Origin of the sequence: Streptomyces sp. NPDC007346 (assembly GCF_040703535.1) — a bacterium.
GTDB lineage: Bacteria > Actinomycetota > Actinomycetes > Streptomycetales > Streptomycetaceae > Streptomyces.
Genome location: NZ_JBEYKR010000057.1, coordinates 12,131 through 28,605, shown reverse-complemented (window position 1 = coordinate 28,605; position 16,475 = coordinate 12,131). Strand labels below are relative to the sequence as shown.

Genomic DNA, 16,475 nt, shown 5'->3' with positions numbered 1-16,475 from the left:
TCGTCGACCTATTTACCGGCCTCCGGCGCCTGACGTTTCGCACTCCCCTCAGCGCTGGTAGCGGGCCAGCACCCGGTTGCCGTCGTCGACCAGCCGTCTGCGCAGCTCATCGGTGCCGATCGCGCCGCGGTAGTGCTCCTGGAGCGCGGGGGTCGCGACCTTGTCCTTCCACTCCGGATAGCCGCGCACGGTCTGCGCGGGCGCCGGGCGCAGATGCCCGGCGAGCGCGGTCCCGGTGGCCCAGCCGTGCTCGGCGGTGTGGAGGGAGGGGTGGGCGAGGGCGGTGGTGCCGGTGGGGAGCATCCAGTCGCCCCGGGCCAGGCGGACCATGTTCGGCGGCCGCAGCAGGAAGTCGATGAAGGCGACGGCCTCCCTCTTGTGCGGGCTGTCCTCGGCGACGGAGAGGGTCTGCGGGCTCACCCCCTGAGCCAGCCCTCCGCTGCCCGCCGGAGCGGGCAGGACCGTCCACTCGAACCCTTCGGGGGCCTGCTCGACGACCTGCTGGCGGTAGGCGAAGCCGAGCGGAAGCATGGCGTACCGGCCGCCGAAGAAGCCGGGCAGGGCGTCCGAGCCGCCCATCCCGAGCGCCGTACGGGGAGCGCTGCGATCGGTGTTGACCTGGTCGTGGATGGTGCCGGTCACCACCGTGTCGCCCTCCTCGAAGCGCAGCTCCGCCTTGCCGTCCGCATCGCGGTGGAAGAGCCGGCCGCCCCCGGAGAGGCCCAGGTTGAGGGTGACGGAGACGGGTTCCTTGAGCGGCCAGGCGACCCCGTAACGGCCCTCGCCGGTGAGCTTCTTCGTCACCTGCCGGAACTCCGTCCAGCTCCAGGGGCGCTCCGGCGTCGGGATCCGCACGCCCGACGCCTCCAGGATCTCGGCGTTGGCGATCAGGACCCGGGGTTCCTGGAGGAAGGGGACTCCGTGGATGCCGCCGTCGAAGGTGGTGGTGCGCCAGGACCGCTCGGGGATGTCGGCCTTCAGCCGGCCGGGAAGGAAGGGGCGCAGGTCGGCGAGGTAGCCGCCGTACGCGAAGTCGGCGAGGTCGTCGGAGGCGTCGTGGATGATGTCGGGCGCCTCGCCGCCCTCGAAGGAGGTGAGCAGCTGGTCGTGGACGTTGTCCCAGCTGCCCTGGACGTACTCCACCTGTACGCCGGGGTGGGCGGCGTTCCACTCCTTCACCAGCTGCTTGTTGACGTCGACGGACTCCTTCTGCCAGGCCAGCGACTGGAACCGGAGCCGGATGGTGCCGTCGGCGTCCCGCCCACCGCCGCCACCACCGGAGCAGCCGGTGAGCAGCAGGGCCAGGACGGTGGCGGCGGCCGCGGCCCGCCGGGCCAGGGTGCGCATCAGCCCCTCACCGCCCCGGCCGTCATGGAACCGGTGATGCGGCGCTGGATGAAGGCGAAGAGGACGAGGGAGGGCAGTGTGGCGAGGAACGCGGCGGCGGCCAGCGGCCCGAGGTCGGCCACGCCCTCCGCGCCGAGGAAGTGGGTGAGGACGACCGGCAGGGTCTGCTTCTCCGGGGTATTGAGCAGGACGAGCGCGAAGAAGAACTCGTTCCACGCGGTGATGAACGCGAAGAGCGCGGTGGCGACGATCCCAGGGGCGAGCAGTGGGGCGACGACCGAGACGAGGGTCCGTACGCGGCCCGCGCCGTCGACGGCGGCGGCCTCCTCCAGCTCGGTGGGCACGGCCCGGACGTACCCGGCGAGCATCCACAGCGCGAAGGGCAGCGACCAGACGACGTACACCAGGATCAGCCCCCACAGCGTGTTGATCAGATGCAGGTTCTTCAGCACCAGGAAGAGCGGAATGATCACCAGGACGAACGGGAACGCCTGGCTGACCACGACCCAGCCGGTCGCGGCGGTGGCGAGCCGGCCCCGGTGGCGGGCCATCACATAGGCCATCGGGGTCGCGACGACGACGGCGATCAGGGCGGCGGAGACGGCGGCGGTCAGCGAGTTGGCCGCCGCCTGGAACAGCGGCTGCTCGTCGAAGGCCTGGCGGAAGTTGTCCAGGGTGGGCTGCTCGGGGATCCAGGTGGGGTGCAGCGAGCCCAGTTCGCGGGCGGGCTTGAAGGCGGTGGAGAGCAGCCAGAGGAACGGAAAGGCCAGAAAGACGAGGTACGCCAGGAGCGCGAGGTACTGGCCGGCCCGCGCGGCCCTGCCGGTGGGCAGGCTCATCGCTCGCCGCCTCCCCTGATCCGGCCGACGAGGTAGCAGGCGAGGATCACGGAGATCACCGCGACCATCACGCACCCCATCGCGGCGGCGTAGCCGAACTGTCCGTAGCGGAACGCCTCCTCGTACGCGAAGAGCATCGGCAGCCGGGTCCGGCCGCCGGGTCCGCCGCTGGTCAGGACGTAGACCAGGGCGAAGGAGTTGAAGTTCCAGATCAGATTGAGGGCGCTGATGGCGAGCGCGATGGGCTTGATCGCGGGCCAGGTGACGGTACGGAACCGGCGCCAGGCGCCCGCCCCGTCCAGGGCCGCCGCCTCGTGGAGTTCGTGCGGGGTGTTCTGGAGTCCGGCGAGCAGGGCGACGGTGGTCTGGGGCATGCCCGCCCAGATGCCGACCAGGATCACGGCCGGGAGCGCGGTGGCGAGGCCGGTGAGCCAGTCCCGGCCGTCGCCGAGGCCGAGGTCGCGGACGGTCTCGTTGAGGATGCCCGCGTCGGGGTTGTAGACCAGGCGCCACATGATGCCGACGACGACCTCGGGCATCGCCCAGGGGATGATCGCCAGCGCGCGGGCCAGCCAGCGCATCCGCAGCCGCTGATCGAGCAGCAGGGCGAGGCCGAGGGCCAGGAGGAACTGCGGGACGGTGACACCGAAGGCCCAGAGCAGGCCGATCCGGAACGAGTCCCAGAACAGGGTGTCGTGCAGGAGGTCCTGGAAGTTGAGGGTGCCGATCCACTGGGTGGAGCGGGTGCGGCCGGACTGGGCGTCGGTGAAGGCGAGCGCGATGCCGTAGAGGAGCGGTCCGACACTGAGGACCAGGATCGGGAGGAGGGCGGGCAGGACGAGGAACCAGGCCGCCCGGCCCTGGGCCGCCGCGCCGGGGCCGCCGCCCCGCCCGTCGCGTGCACCGCCCGGCCCGTTACGTGCACCCCGCTGCCCGTCAGGTGTGCCGCCCGGACCGGACCGCTTCCTCGCGGTCGCTGATGTCACGAATGTGCCCCCTGCACTCTCTTGGGGTGCTTCATCCCGTTCTGGCCGTTCCGAAGGCCTACGCCATCGTGCTGACGGGCCGTCGGTTCGTCAAGGCGGCCTGCGCGGATGCAAAATCGCACCCATGGACGAGATGCGTGCGCGCGAGGTGCTGACGACCGCCGGTTTCCCCGGCTCACCGGAGCTGCTGGCACTGGGCGAGAACGCGGTCTTCGCGGCCGACGGGCTGGTGGTGAAGGTCGGCCGGGACGCCACCGGCCACCCGGAGCTGGTGGCTCGGGCGGAGCGGGAGGTGGCCGTCGCCGACTGGCTCGCCGCGTCGGGCGTCCCGGCCGTCCGGGCCGCCGAGCACGAGGTACGCCTGGTCGGGGGCCACCCGGTGACGGTGTGGCACCGGCTGCCCGACCCCGTACGCCCCGCCGAACCGCGCGACCTGGCGCCCCTGCTCTCCCGGGTGCACGCCCTGCCGGCCCCGGCGGACTTCGCCCTCCCGCGCCGCGAGCTGCTCGGCGGGGTGGAGCGCTGGCTGACCCTGGCGGGCGACACGATCGACCCGGCCGACGCCGACTACCTGCGCGAACGCCGCGACGGCTTCGCGGCCGCGGCCGCCGCCCTGGTCCCCCATCTGCCCCCGGGCCCGATCCACGGCGACGCGCTCCCCCGCAACGTGCACATCGGCCCCGACGGTCCGGTCCTGGTCGACCTGGAGACCTTCTCCACGGACCTGCGGGAACACGACCTGGTCGTCCTCGCCCTCTCCCGCGACCGCTACGGGCTGCCCGCCGCGGCCTACGACGCCTTCACCTCCGCGTACGGCTGGGACGTACGGGAGTGGGACGGCTGCGCGGTCCTGCGCGGGGCCCGCGAAACGGCCAGCTGCGCCTGGGTCGCCCAGCACGCCCCCGCCAACCCGAAGGCGCTCGCCGAATTCCGCCGCAGGGTGGCCTCGCTGCGCGAGGGGGACGCGGAGGTGCGGTGGTATCCGTTCTGAACCCTCCGCCGGACTCGGGGACAGGGGGCAGAGCGGCCTCGCGTATGCTTCCGGCGACTTCACCACCCGATCGACCGAGATGGAGCCCGACCATGACCAAAGCCCGCCCGTCCGTGGCGATCTGGAGCCTTTCGGCCGTAGCCGCCGGGGTGTTGCTCGTGGGCTGCTCGGGCTCGGTCACCCTGGGCAACTCCGCACCGAAGCTGTCCTCGGACCAGCTGGCCACCACGGTCGCCGAGAAGCTCGCCGAGACGACGGGTCAGCCGACGCCCGACATCACCTGCCCCGAGGACCTCGTCGGGAAGGTCGACACCACCACCCGCTGCACGCTCACGGCGAAGGACGGCAGCACCCTGGGTGTGACGGTCACCGTCACCTCGGTGGAGGACGAGAAGATCAACTTCGACATCAAGGCCGACGACACGCCTTCCCCCGCCGCGAGCTGACCCGAGGGCTTCCCCGCCCGCACCCTGCCCCCGGAGGCTTCCCCCCTCCGGCCCGGCTCACCGCGCCCGCGGGATCACCGGCCAGGCCTGCTCCACCACCGCGGCCGGGTTCGCCGTGCGGCGGAGGTAGGCCTGGAGCGAGGCGGACTGTTCGGCGGCGGCACGGACCTGGAGGGCGTGCAGCTCGCCGGGGGGCAGGGTGCTGACGGGGCGGTGACGCTCGCCCATGCGCCGCACCACACGGACCGCCGCCACCGCGTCGGCGCTCGCGTCGTGGGCGTCGTCCAGGGTCACGCCGTAGTGCTCGCACAGGGCCTGGAGGGCCCGCTTGCCCTTGCGGTACTTGTCGACGTGCTTGTCGATCACGAGCGGGTCGATGACGGGCGAGGGCACGCCGCCGATCCGCTCGTCGACCGACTCCACTCCGTACCGGTGGCATTCACGGTCCAGGAGCGAGAGGTCGTAGCGCGCGTTCATCACCACCAGCGGCACCCCCGAGCGCAGCACCTCGGCGACCGCCTGGGTGATCTCCTCCACGGCCGACTCCGCCCGCGCACCGTGGGTACGGGCGTGGTCGGTGCCGATCCCGTGGATCGCGGAGGCCTGCTCGGGTATGGCCACCCCCGGGTCCAGCAGCCAGGTGCGCTGCTCGGAGACCCTCCCGTCCGGCTCCAGCCGGACCAGCGCGGCGGTGACGATCCGGTCGGTCTCGACGTCGGTCCCCGTCGTCTCCAGGTCGAAGCCGACCAGTGTTCCCTGATGCCAGCTCATCCCGATACCTCCTTCGTGATGCTCCCCCGTGGTGCTCCCCCCGAGTGATGACCACCTTCGCACGCACCACTGACATTGATGCTGATACTCAGGTCCCGGTGGTCGTGGCTCTACCACTGACTGACGCCAACAACAGGAAGGGGTGTCAGGAGGAAGCCTCACGGCACCGCGCACGAGGGGGCGTCACGACGCCGGGCGCGAGGGGGGTCTCTCACGACGCCGGACACGAGGGGCCTCACGACACCGACACCGGGCACCACGGGGCCTCACGACACCGACACCGGGCACCACAGGGCCTCACGACACCGGGCGCGAATCCGTCCAGACCGACTCGAACTCCTCCCGGTACGTCTCGAAGAGGCCGTGCTCGCTGTCCTGCCCCGCCCGCACCACCGTCCGCCGCCCACCGCCGCGCAGCACCAGCACCGGCGCCTCCATGCCCCGGGCCCGCCGCAGGTAGGGCTGGACGACGCCCACCGCGTCCGACCCGTCGCCGTCCACCAGGTACGCGGTGAAGCGCGGGGTCTCGTCGAAGACCTGGATCTCGAAGGCGCCCGGGTCGCGGAGCTTGGAGCGGACCCGGCGCATGTGGAGGATGTTCATCTCCACCGAGCGGCTCAGCTCGCCCTTCTTGATGCCCAGTTCCCGCTCCCGCCGCTTCACCGCGCTGCTGGCCGGGTTGATGAAGAGCAGCCGGACCCGGCAGCCCGACTCGGCGAGCCGGACGAGACGCCGGCCGGAGAAGTTCTGCACGAGCAGGTTGAGGCCTATGCCGATGGCGTCCAGCCGCCGCGCCCCGCCGAACAGGTCCTCGGCGGGCAGCTGGCGCTGGAGCCGGACCCGGTCGGGGTGGACGGAGACCACGTCCGCGTACCGGTCGCCGACCAGCTCCTCGACCGCGTCCACCGGCAGCCGGTCGGCCGAGGGCACGCCCGCCCCGCTGCCGAGGATGTCCAGGAGGCGGGCGGAGGCGCGCTCCGCCTGCGCGAGGACCGCCTCGTTCAGCGCGCGGTTGCGGGAGACGACGTTGCGGGCCACCTCCAGCTCGTCGAGGGCCAGCTCGACGTCCCGCCGGTCGTCGAAGTACGGCTCGAAGCACGGCCAGTGCTGGACCATCAGCTCCCGCAGCTGCGGCAGGGTGAGGAAGCTGAGGACGTTGTCGTCGGCCGGGTCCAGCAGATAGCCCTTGCGGCGCGAGACCTCGCGTACGGCGACGGCCCGCTGCACCCACTCCTGCCCGGCCGGTCCGGCCGCGGCCACCACCCAGTCCTCGCCGTGCACCGGCTCGTAGATCGGCCGGAGCACCGCGGCGACGACCGCGCGCAGTCTCTGTTCGACCAGATTCAGCCAGATATAGGCACGTCCGGCCCGCTGGGCGCGGGTGCGCACCTCGTTCCAGGCCTCGGCGCCCCAGTCCAGCTCGGCGCCGATCTCCATGGGCTGCGCAAGGGACACCGCCCCGGGCGGCGCATCGGTCGATTCCCCCTCGTGACCTGCGTCACCTGGGGGTAGCTCGAACCCTCCCGAGCTCACCCGCGTACCGCCTTCCACTGCCCCACCCAACGATCAAGGAAGGGTACTCCGCGAGCGGGATCCGGTGCAGCCCGATGGTCAGGCCGGTTTCTCAACTCGCCTGACGTGAGGACCTGTTCCTTGCGGAAAGTTCGGGTGGAGTGAGCTGATTCATAGCGATTGGGGACCCTGGCGAAGGCCGTGTTCCGGACACCCGCCGGCCGGGCGCGTCCGTCATCGCGTCCGGGGCGGCACCCGGGTGTCCGAAGTTGACCGCTGTGGCCGGAGACGGGCGACGGGACCCGGCCGCACCGCGTGACGTACTAGGTGCACGCCCCACTTTCGGGGAGTATTCGGGGGGTAACGGGCCGAGGAAAGCCACCGCACCCGGATCAGAAGTGGAAGAGTCCTATCTATGCAGGTCTGGCCGGGACACGCTTATCCCCTCGGCGCCACCTATGACGGCGCCGGCACCAACTTCGCGGTCTTCTCCGAGGCCGCCCACCGGATCGAGTTGTGCCTGTTGCACGACGACGGTTCAGAGACGGCGGTGGAGCTCCGCGAGACCGACGCCTTCGTGCGCCACGCCTACCTGCCCGGGGTGATGCCGGGTCAACGGTACGGCTTCCGGGCGCACGGGCCCTACGAGCCCCAGCACGGGCAGCGGTGCAACTCCGCGAAGCTGCTGCTCGACCCGTACGCCCGTGCGGTCGCCGGGCAGATCGCGTGGGGGGAGGCGGTGTACGGCTACCCGTTCGGCAAGCCGGACGCCCGCAACGACCTGGACTCGGCGCCGCACACCATGAGCTCGGTCGTGGTCAACCCGTACTTCGACTGGGGCGACGACCGCCGCCCCCGGACGGACTACCACCGCACGGTGATCTACGAGGCCCACGTGAAGGGGCTGACGATGCTCCATCCGGGGCTGCCGCCCGAGCTGCGCGGTACGTACGCGGGGCTCGCGCACCCGGAGGTCATCGCCCACCTGACCGAACTGGGCGTCACGGCGATCGAGCTGATGCCCGTCCACCAGTTCGTCCAGGACCACCGGCTGGTGGACATGGGGCTCGCCAACTACTGGGGCTACAACACCATCGGCTTCTTCGCCCCGCACAACGCGTACGCCTCCTGGGGCGAGCGCGGGGAGCAGGTGCTGGAGTTCAAGCAGGCGGTGAAGGCCCTGCACCAGGCGGGCATCGAGGTCATCCTCGACGTCGTCTACAACCACACGGCCGAGGGCAACCACCTGGGTCCCACGCTCTCCTTCCGCGGCCTCGACAACGCCTCCTACTACCGGCTGACCGACGACCAGCGGTACTACATGGACACCACGGGCACCGGGAACTCCCTGCTCATGCGGTCCCCGCACGTCCTCCAGATGATCATGGACTCGCTGCGGTACTGGGTGACCGAGATGCACGTGGACGGCTTCCGCTTCGACCTGGCGGCCACCCTGGCCCGCCAGTTCCACGAGGTGGACCGGCTCTCCTCCTTCTTCGACCTGGTCCAGCAGGACCCGGTGGTCAGCCAGGTGAAGCTGATCGCGGAGCCGTGGGACGTGGGCGAGGGCGGCTACCAGGTGGGCAACTTCCCGCCGCTGTGGACCGAGTGGAACGGCAAGTACCGCGACACGGTCCGCGACCTGTGGCGGGGCGAGCCGCGCACCCTGGCGGAGTTCGCCGGGCGGCTGACGGGCTCGTCCGACCTCTACCAGGACGACGGGCGCCGCCCGCTCGCCTCGATCAACTTCACCACCTGCCACGACGGCTTCACGCTGCACGACATGGTGTCGTACAACGACAAGCGCAACGACGCCAACGGCGAGGGCAACCGGGACGGCGAGAGCCACAACCGGTCCTGGAACTGCGGCGCCGAGGGTGAGAGCGACGATCCCGAGGTCCTGGAGCTGCGGGGCCGGCAGATGCGGAACTTCATCGCCACGCTGATGCTGTCGCAGGGCGTGCCGATGCTGAGCCACGGGGACGAGTTCGCCCGTACGCAGAAGGGCAACAACAACGCCTACTGCCAGGACAACGAGCTGTCCTGGATCCACTGGCCCGACCCGGACGCCCCGGACGACGCGTTCCGCCGGAACCTGCTGGAGTTCACCCGGGCCATGGTGTGGCTCCGCCGCGACCACCCGGTCTTCCGGCGCCGCCGCTTCTTCCACGGGCGGCCGGTGGAGGGCACGCACGACGAGCTCTCCGACATCGCCTGGTTCACCCCTGAGGGTGAGGAGATGACCCAGCAGGACTGGCAGGCGGCGCACGCCAAGGCGATGACGGTGTTCCTCAACGGCCAGGCGATCTCCGAGCCGGGGCCGCGCGGGGAGCGGATCCGTGACGACTCGTTCCTGCTGATGTTCAACGCGAGCGCCGAGACGCTGGAGTTCGCCGTCCCGGTGGACCACGGGGAGCAGTGGCAGGTCGTCGTGGACACCGCCCGGCCGGAAGGGGTGCCTCCGGGGACAGGGCCGAAGGTGGCCGAGGGCGAACAGGTGACGCTGATCGGACGCAGCCTGACCGTGCTGAAGCGCCCCGCCTGAACCCGTGCCGTGACGGCCCGCCCGGAGGGGCGGCGGGGGTGAGCGTCCCGCCCGGGGTGACACGGATCGCCCCGGGATGGGTACGTAGGTGTGCATGACGCCCACCGCCACGTACCGGCTTCAGCTCCAGCCCGACTTCCCCTTCCCGGCGGCCGAGAAGGCGGTGCCCTACCTGGCCGCGCTCGGCGTCTCCCATCTGCACCTCTCCCCCGTCCTGGAGGCCGTCCCCGGCTCCCGGCACGGCTACGACGTGGTCGACCACAGCCGCGTACGGCAGGAGCTGGGCGGTGAGGAGGGGCTGCGGAGCCTCGCCGCCACCGCCCGGGAGCACGGGCTCGGACTGGTCCTGGACATCGTGCCGAACCACATGGCCGCCGTGCCCCGGTACAACCGGCAGTTCCGGGAGGTGCTGCGCGAGGGGCGGTCCTCCCCGTACGCCCGCTGGTTCGACATCGACTGGACGGCGGGCGGCGACAAGGTGCTGCTCCCGGTCCTCGCGGGGCCGCTCGGCGGGGAGCTGGACGCCCTCTTCGTGGACCTCGACGGGGAGGTGCTGCGCTACGGCGAGCAGGAGTTCCCCCTGCGTACGGGCACGGCCGGGCTGCCGCTGCCCGAGCTGCTGGACGCCCAGCACTACCGGCTCGCCTGGTGGCGGCTGGCCCGTACCGAGCTGAACTACCGCCGGTTCTTCACCGTCTCCGAGCTGATCGGGGTCCGCGTCGAGCACCCGGAGGTCTTCGACGCCACCCACGGGAAGGTCCTGGAACTCCTCCGGGACGGGGTGCTGGACGGGCTGCGGATCGACCACCCGGACGGCCTCGCCGACCCGGCCGCCTACCTGCGGCGGCTCGACGAGGCCACCGGCGGCCGGTGGACGGTCGTGGAGAAGATCCTCACCGGCGACGAACACCTCCCGGCCGGCTGGGCGGTCGCCGGGACCACCGGCTACGACGCGCTGCACCGGATCGACGGGCTGTTCACCGACCCGTCGGGGGCGGCGGAGCTGCTCGGCCGCTACCGGGAGTTCGCGGGCCCGCCCGGCGACCGGGGCGGCTACTGGAAGGCGACCGTGCGCCGGGCCGCGTACGGGGTGGTCACCCACGAACTGGCCTCCGAGACCGCCTGGCTGACCCGGCAGGCGGCCTCCGTCTGCGCCGGGGACCCCGCCCTGCGCGACCACGCGCCCTGGGCGCTGCGGACGGCGATCCGGGAGCTGCTGGTACGGGTTCCGGTCTACCGCCCGTACGTCACGGCGGGCGACCCGCCGACCCGCGTCGCGGAGGAAGCCCTTCCGGAGGACGCCGTGCGGGACGCCAAGGCGGTGTTCTCCGTACCGGAGGAGGCCGCCGCCGTCGACGTCGTACGGGATCTGGCGCTCGGGCGGCTGGGCGGCGGGCAGGAGCAGGCGTCCTTCTGCGCCCGGTTCGCCCAGACGGCGTCCGCGCTGCACGCCAAGTCGGTGGAGGACACCGCGTTCTACCGGTACGTGCCGCTGATCTCGGCGACGGAGGTGGGCGGGGACCCCGGCCGGCCCGCGGTGACGGTGGACGGGTTCCACGCCTTCGCCGCCCGGATCGCCCGGAACTGGCCCGCCACGGGGACGGTCCTGACCACGCACGACACCAAGCGCAGCGCCGATGTCCGGGCCCGGATCGCGGTCCTGTCGGAGTGTCCGCGGCGGTGGGCGGAGCTGGTGGCCGAGCTGACGGAGGCCACCCCCGTCGCGGCGCCGGACCCGCAGCTGGCCTGGCAGGCGTGGCAGTCCGGTTACGGCTGCGCGCCGCTGCCCGCCGAGGAGCTGGGCCCCCGGCTGGAGCCCGCCCTGCTCAAGGCGGTGCGCGAGGCGGGGCTCTTCACCAGCTGGACGGAGCCGGACGCGGCGTACGAGAGGGCGGTGACGGACTTCGTCGCGGCAGGACCGGGGAGCGGGTCCGGTACGGCCCGCAGGCTGGTGACCGGCTTCGCGGAGTCGCTGGCTCCGCATGTGCGGGCCAATGTGCTGGGGGCGGCGCTGGTGCAGCTGACGATGCCGGGGGTGCCGGACCTGTACCAGGGCACGGAGAGCGAGTACCTGGCCCTGGTCGACCCGGACAACCGGCGCCCGTTCCGGCGGCCGGAGGCGGCGGAGGAGAAGCAGGTGGTGACGGCGGCGGCGCTGGGGCTGCGGCGGGAGCTGCCGGAGGTGTTCGGGGAGTCGGGGACGTACGTACCGCTCGCGGCGCGGGGTGCGGCGGCCGGGCACGTGGTGGCGTTCGGCCGGTCGGGCGAGGTGGCGGTGGCGGTGACCCGGCTGTCGCTGCGGCTCGCGGAGGGCGGCGGCTGGCGGGACACGGTGGTGGAGCTGCCGGACGCGGGCCCGTGGCGGGACGTGCTGGCGCCCGCGCCGGGGCGGGAGTTCACGGGGGGCGCGGTGGCGGCGGGCGAGCTGTTCGGGCAGTGGCCGGTGGCGCTGTTGCGGCGGGTGCGGGGGTGATGGCTCTGTCCTCGGGGGCGGGGACGGCCCTGCCCTCGGGGGCGGACTGCCTCACCTGGGTGCGCCTGCCCTCGGGGGCGGAGGATGTCCCTGCCCTCGGGGGCGGGCTGCCGCACCCGAGGGCAGGGGCACGTGCCCAGGTGCCGGGGGCCCGTGCCCGAGAGGCCGGTCAGGAGGGCCGTACGAGGAGGGTCCGCGGTCCCCGGGTGAGCAGCCCGCTGGACGCCGGGCGGAAGCCTTCGGCCCAGCGGATGCGCGGCATCGCCGTCAGCAGGGCGCGCAGTCCGTGCTCGGCCTCCAGCCGGCCGAGCAGAGCGGCGGGGCAGCCGGCCGGGCCGGTGAGCAGCGGGTCGGCGTCGGCGCGCAGCGGGTCGAACCGGTCGGGGGCGGCGAACCGGGCCGGGTCGCGGCCCGCCGCGCCGATGAGGCAGGCGACGGGCGCTCCGCCGGGCAGCGTGCCGCCGCTGACGCGGACCTCGGTGCGGGTGCGGCGCAGCACGATCTGGACGGGCGGGTCCCGGCGCAGCGTCTCCGTCCAGGCCCGGCGGAGCAGCATCCCGGACCCGGCGCCGCCCGCCACGGCGGCCAGCAGGTCGGGGTCGTCCAGCATGTTCGCGAGGAACGAGGCGAGGGCCCGCTCGCGCAGCCCGGTGTGCCGGGCGCAGTCGCCGGCTCCCTGGCCGGGCCGGTGGTGGGCGGCGGCGCGGGGCAGGGTCTTCAGGTCCGGGAGGGAGAGCCCGGCGGCCACGGCGTCGGCCCCGGCCGGGAGCCACCGGCAGAACTCGCCGACCAGGTCCGCCCGCTCGCGCCCGGCTATCCGGCGGGCCAGGACGTACGCGGTGCGCTCGACGGCGGTGGGGGGCACGGGGGCGCTCCCCGGGCCCCGGGGCGTCTCGCTCCCGGGCAGCGGCGTACAGACCAGGCTGCCCCGGCAGAGCCCGAGCGGGGCGGGGACCGGGCCGCGCGGAGCCCCGTCGTGCGGGTAGCCGGTGAAGCGGGGGTCGGTGAGGGCCAGGGCCACGTCCGCGTACCGGCTCAGCAGCCAGGCGCCGAGGCCGGGGTCGTATCCGAGCGGGAAGTCGGTGCGCAGGACGCGGTAGAGGCGCAGCCGGTACGGGTCGGTCGAGGCGCCCGGCTCCAGCAGTCCCGGCTGCCCGCCCGCGAGCCGGTGCGGGCGGCGGGCGGTGGGCAGGGCCTCGGAGCGGTCGGCCGACATCCCTCGTCCCCCCTGCGGTCGTGGCGTCGCCTGTCGACGCACCTGCCTCTCAGCGGACCACCGCCGGGGGCTCGGCGCAGTCGGCGTACGCCCGTTCGGGTGAGGGTGTTCCGGGGCGGAACGGCTTCAGCGGCCGGATTCCGGTGTCGGGCAGCGTGGTGAGCAGTTCGGTGAAGGCCGCCGCCGCACCGGTCGGGGGGACCCGGGAGAAGACGGCGAGTGCGCGCAGCCAGGGCGGGTCGACGCTCAGCACCGCGCAGTCCTCGCCGAGCGCGCCGCGGACGGTGTGGGAGGGGGCGGTGGAGATGCCCACCCCGGCCGCCGCCATCCGGATCGCCGTCGACGTGTGCTCGGTCCACACCGCCGTACGGGGCTCGAAGCCCGCCGCGCCGCAGACGCCTTCGAGGAACGGGCGGCCCTGGACGACCGGTTCCATGGCGCACCGGACCCAGGCCCGGTCGGCGAGCTCGTGGAGGCCGACCGAGGGGCGTCCGGCCAGCGGGTCGTCGAACGGGACGACGAGCACGATCTCCTCCTCCCCCACCGGGACGAGGCTCCCGCTCCACCGCTCGGGGACCGGCCCGAGGGCGAGGTCGGCGACGCCCCGGTCCACCTGGTCCTCCAGCGCGTCCGTGCTGGCGTACTCGTGGAGGACCAGGCAGACGCCCGGATGGGCCCGGCGCCAGTGGGCGAAGACCTCGGGGAGGATGCCGACGGCCACCGAGTGCACGGTGGCGATGTGCAGTTCGCCGCCCTCGGCACCGGCGGCGGCGCGGGCCGCGCGGCGGGCCTGGGCGGCGCTGCGGACCGAGCGCTCGGCGTGTGGGAGGAAGGCGCGGCCCATCGGGGTGAGCAGGACGCCGCGCGGCAGCCGCTCCAGCAGCTCGCCGCCGACGGCCCGTTCCAGCGCCTTGATCTGGTGGGAGAGGGCGGGCTGGGTGACGTGGAGCCGTTCGGCGGCCCGGGTGAAGGAGGACTCCTCGGCCACCGTGACGAAATACTCCATCTGACGCAGGCTCATCGACCGCTCCCCTCAAGGCCCTGGGCCATGAACGTTGTGCATGGGATCCACTCGCATTCTGCCTTGGACGTATGGCAGGAGGCGGGCGGAGGGTGGAGCCATGACGCGGACGAGGAGTACGGAGCAGCGGATGAGCACGCGGAACACGACGGACGTCCTGGTGATCGGCGGTGGCACGGGCGGCTACTCCGCGGCGCTGCGGGCCGCCGCCCTGGGCCTCGAAGTGACCCTGGTCGAACGGGACTTGGTCGGCGGCACCTGTCTGCACCGCGGCTGCGTCCCGAGCAAGGCGATGCTGCACGCCGCCGAACTCGTGGACGGCATCGCGGAGGCCCGGGAGCGGTGGGGCGTGCGGGCGACGCTCGACTCGGTGGACTGGCCCGCCCTGGTGGCGACCCGGGACGACATCGTCTCCCGCAACCACCGGGGGGTCGAGGGCCATCTCGCGCACGCCGGCGTGGAGGTGGTACGCGGCAGCGCCGAGCTGACGGGCCCGCGCTCCGCCCGGATCGGCGGGTACGGGGAGGTCGTCGCCCGGCGGGGTGTGGTGCTGGCGACCGGGTCGCGGCCCCGGATGCTGCCGGGCCCGGCGGCGGACGGGTGGCGGGTGGTCACGAGCGACGACGCACTGCACGCGCCGGGGCTGCCCGGCTCCGTCCTGGTGGTCGGCGGCGGGGCGATCGGTGTGGAGTACGCCTCGTTCCACCGGTCGATGGGCGCCGACGTCACGCTGGTGGAGGCCGCCGACCGGCTCGTCCCCCTGGAGGACGCGGAGGTGTCGCGCCATCTGACCCGGGGGCTGAAGAAGCGGGGCATCCGGGTGGAGGCAGGGGCCCGGCTGCTGGAGTGGGCGGTGGTGGACGACGGGGTGCGGGCCGTCGTGCGGAGCGCGCGGGGCGGGACGGTCACGGTGGCGGCCGAGCGGCTGCTGGTGGCGGTCGGCCGGGAGCCGGTGACGGACGGGCTGGGGCTCGCGGCGGCGGGGCTGACCACGGACGGGCGGGGCCATGTGGTGCCCGCCGACTGGGCGCGGCTGGAGACGGCGGTGCCGGGCATCCACGTGGTGGGCGACCTGCTGCCGCCGCCCTCGTTGGGGCTGGCCCACGCGTCCTTCGCCGAGGGCCTGTTGGTGGCGGAGACACTGGCCGGGCTGCGGACGGCCCCGGTCGACTACGCCGCCGTCCCCCGGGTCACGTACTCCTCACCCCAGACCGCGGCGGTGGGGCTGACCGAGCCGCAGGCCCGGGACGCGGGGCACGACGTGGTGGTGAACACCTTGCCGCTGACGGCCGTCGCCAAGGGGATGGTGCACGGCCGGGGCGGCCTGGTGAAGGTGGTGGCGGAGCGGGCGGGCCGGGTGCTGGGCGTCCACCTGGTCGGCCCGCACGTCTCGGAGATGATCGCGGAGGGCCAGCTCGTGGTGGGCTGGGACGCGGAACCGGCCGATGTGGCCCACCATGTCCACGCCCACCCGACGCTCTCGGAGGCGGTCGGCGAGGCGTTCCTGACACTGGCCGGACGCGGCCTGCACCAGCAGCACTGATCCGGAGGGGACGGGCTCGGACGGGTTCGGACGGGCTCGGACGGGTTCCTGCGGGCGGGCACGGGGAGGGAGCGGTCAGGCGGGCGGGTAGGCACAGGGAGGCAGCGGTCGGGCGGGCGAACACAGGGAGGGAGCAGTCAGCCGGGCGGGCGCCGTGGCGGAGTGGCCAGGCGGGTGGTCGCACTCAAGCAGCGGTCAGGCCGGCGGGCGCAGGGAGGGAGCGGTCAGGCGGAAGCTCATCCGGCCGAAGCTCACCTGGTCCCCGTCGCGCACCGGGATCGCGCCGACGAGCCGCTGCCCGTTGACGCAGGTGCCGTTGGTGGAGCCGAGGTCGCGCAGCACCCAGCGGCCGTGCTGCACGGTGAGTTCGGCGTGCAGCCGGGAGACCGTCTCGTGGTTGAGCCGCAGTCCGTTGCCCGGGTCGCGGCCGATGAGCAGCGGGTACGGACTCGGGGCGGGGAGCAGCAGCTTGGGGAGCCGCTCGGTCTGCCAGGCCCGGCGCAGCCGGCCGGGGAAGGCGGATATCCCGCCGACCGCGCGCACCAGCCCCTGCGAGAGGCGGCTGCCGGTGTCCAGGTCCGAGGTGAGGGCCGCGAGTTCCTCGGGACGGCGGGCGACGAGGGCGAGCTCCATGCGCCGCATGAAGGTGTCGTGCGACAGCTTGCCCTGTGCCGCACCCTCTCTGAGCACGCCGAGGACACGGTCGCGCTGGGCGTCCGAAAGCCGCGCGGGATACGTGTGGAACTCGGAGGAGGACGTCACGTCGACGATTGTCGGTCCGAGGG

The 16,475-nt window shown here is 73.4% G+C and carries 13 protein-coding genes; 5 read left to right on the top strand and 8 right to left on the bottom strand.

Translation table 11 applies throughout. The annotated features are described in order from the left end of the window. Nucleotides 1–48: 48 nt before the first annotated feature. From AB0917_RS17195 to AB0917_RS17185, 3 genes are read right to left on the bottom strand one after another with little or no spacing between them, the layout of a single operon-like run. The gene (locus tag AB0917_RS17195; RefSeq protein ID WP_366820366.1) at nt 49–1,347 is read right to left on the bottom strand and encodes an extracellular solute-binding protein; all 1,299 of its coding nucleotides are present in this window, start codon (nt 1,345–1,347) and stop codon (nt 49–51) included. Next, on the bottom strand, nt 1,347–2,186 hold the full coding sequence (locus tag AB0917_RS17190) for a carbohydrate ABC transporter permease (protein ID WP_366820365.1): 840 nt from the start codon (nt 2,184–2,186) through the stop codon (nt 1,347–1,349). The genes AB0917_RS17195 and AB0917_RS17190 overlap by 1 nt, the downstream gene beginning before the upstream one ends. Continuing rightward, nucleotides 2,183–3,172, bottom strand: coding sequence for a sugar ABC transporter permease (locus tag AB0917_RS17185; protein ID WP_366820364.1), 990 nt, complete (start codon nt 3,170–3,172; stop codon nt 2,183–2,185). The genes AB0917_RS17190 and AB0917_RS17185 overlap by 4 nt, the downstream gene beginning before the upstream one ends. Nucleotides 3,173–3,296: 124 nt before the next feature. On the opposite strand from AB0917_RS17185, the gene AB0917_RS17180 reads away from it, so the two are divergent. Then, entirely contained in the window at nt 3,297–4,163 is an 867-nt protein-coding gene (locus tag AB0917_RS17180; RefSeq protein WP_366820363.1) for an aminoglycoside phosphotransferase family protein, read from the top strand. Nucleotides 4,164–4,255: 92 nt separating this feature from the next. After that, on the top strand, nt 4,256–4,609 hold the full coding sequence (locus AB0917_RS17175; RefSeq protein ID WP_366820362.1) for a DUF4333 domain-containing protein: 354 nt from the start codon (nt 4,256–4,258) through the stop codon (nt 4,607–4,609). A 57-nt stretch (nt 4,610–4,666) separates the two neighbouring features. Here AB0917_RS17175 and AB0917_RS17170 read toward each other — a convergent pair whose 3' ends face one another. Then, entirely contained in the window at nt 4,667–5,380 is a 714-nt protein-coding gene (locus tag AB0917_RS17170) for a 3'-5' exonuclease (RefSeq protein WP_366820361.1), read from the bottom strand. 297 nt (nt 5,381–5,677) lie between these two features. Beyond that, nucleotides 5,678–6,913 carry an SAV2148 family HEPN domain-containing protein gene (locus tag AB0917_RS17165; protein WP_366820360.1) on the bottom strand — a complete coding sequence of 412 codons (1,236 nt, stop codon included), beginning with the start codon at nt 6,911–6,913 and terminating at the stop codon, nt 5,678–5,680. Nucleotides 6,914–7,307: 394 nt separating this feature from the next. On the opposite strand from AB0917_RS17165, the gene glgX reads away from it, so the two are divergent. Then, entirely contained in the window at nt 7,308–9,437 is a 2,130-nt protein-coding gene (glgX, locus tag AB0917_RS17160; RefSeq protein WP_366820359.1) for a glycogen debranching protein GlgX, read from the top strand. Nucleotides 9,438–9,531: 94 nt separating this feature from the next. Next, on the top strand, nt 9,532–11,910 hold the full coding sequence (treY, locus tag AB0917_RS17155; RefSeq protein ID WP_366820358.1) for a malto-oligosyltrehalose synthase: 2,379 nt from the start codon (nt 9,532–9,534) through the stop codon (nt 11,908–11,910). A gap of 169 nt (nt 11,911–12,079) precedes the next feature. Here the strand turns inward: treY and AB0917_RS17150 are convergent, their stop codons facing one another. Both AB0917_RS17150 and AB0917_RS17145 read right to left on the bottom strand, forming a co-directional pair. Next, entirely contained in the window at nt 12,080–13,126 is a 1,047-nt protein-coding gene (locus tag AB0917_RS17150) for a cytochrome P450 (protein ID WP_366820357.1), read from the bottom strand. Between the two features lie 49 nt (nt 13,127–13,175). Continuing rightward, the gene (locus AB0917_RS17145; RefSeq protein WP_366820356.1) at nt 13,176–14,147 is read right to left on the bottom strand and encodes a LysR family transcriptional regulator; all 972 of its coding nucleotides are present in this window, start codon (nt 14,145–14,147) and stop codon (nt 13,176–13,178) included. Nucleotides 14,148–14,247: 100 nt separating this feature from the next. On the opposite strand from AB0917_RS17145, the gene lpdA reads away from it, so the two are divergent. Next, on the top strand, nt 14,248–15,690 hold the full coding sequence (lpdA, locus tag AB0917_RS17140) for a dihydrolipoyl dehydrogenase (RefSeq protein ID WP_366820355.1): 1,443 nt from the start codon (nt 14,248–14,250) through the stop codon (nt 15,688–15,690). 195 nt (nt 15,691–15,885) lie between these two features. Here the strand turns inward: lpdA and AB0917_RS17135 are convergent, their stop codons facing one another. Then, on the bottom strand, nt 15,886–16,452 hold the full coding sequence (locus AB0917_RS17135) for a DUF1707 and FHA domain-containing protein (protein WP_366820354.1): 567 nt from the start codon (nt 16,450–16,452) through the stop codon (nt 15,886–15,888). Between the last annotated feature and the right edge of the window lie 23 nt (nt 16,453–16,475).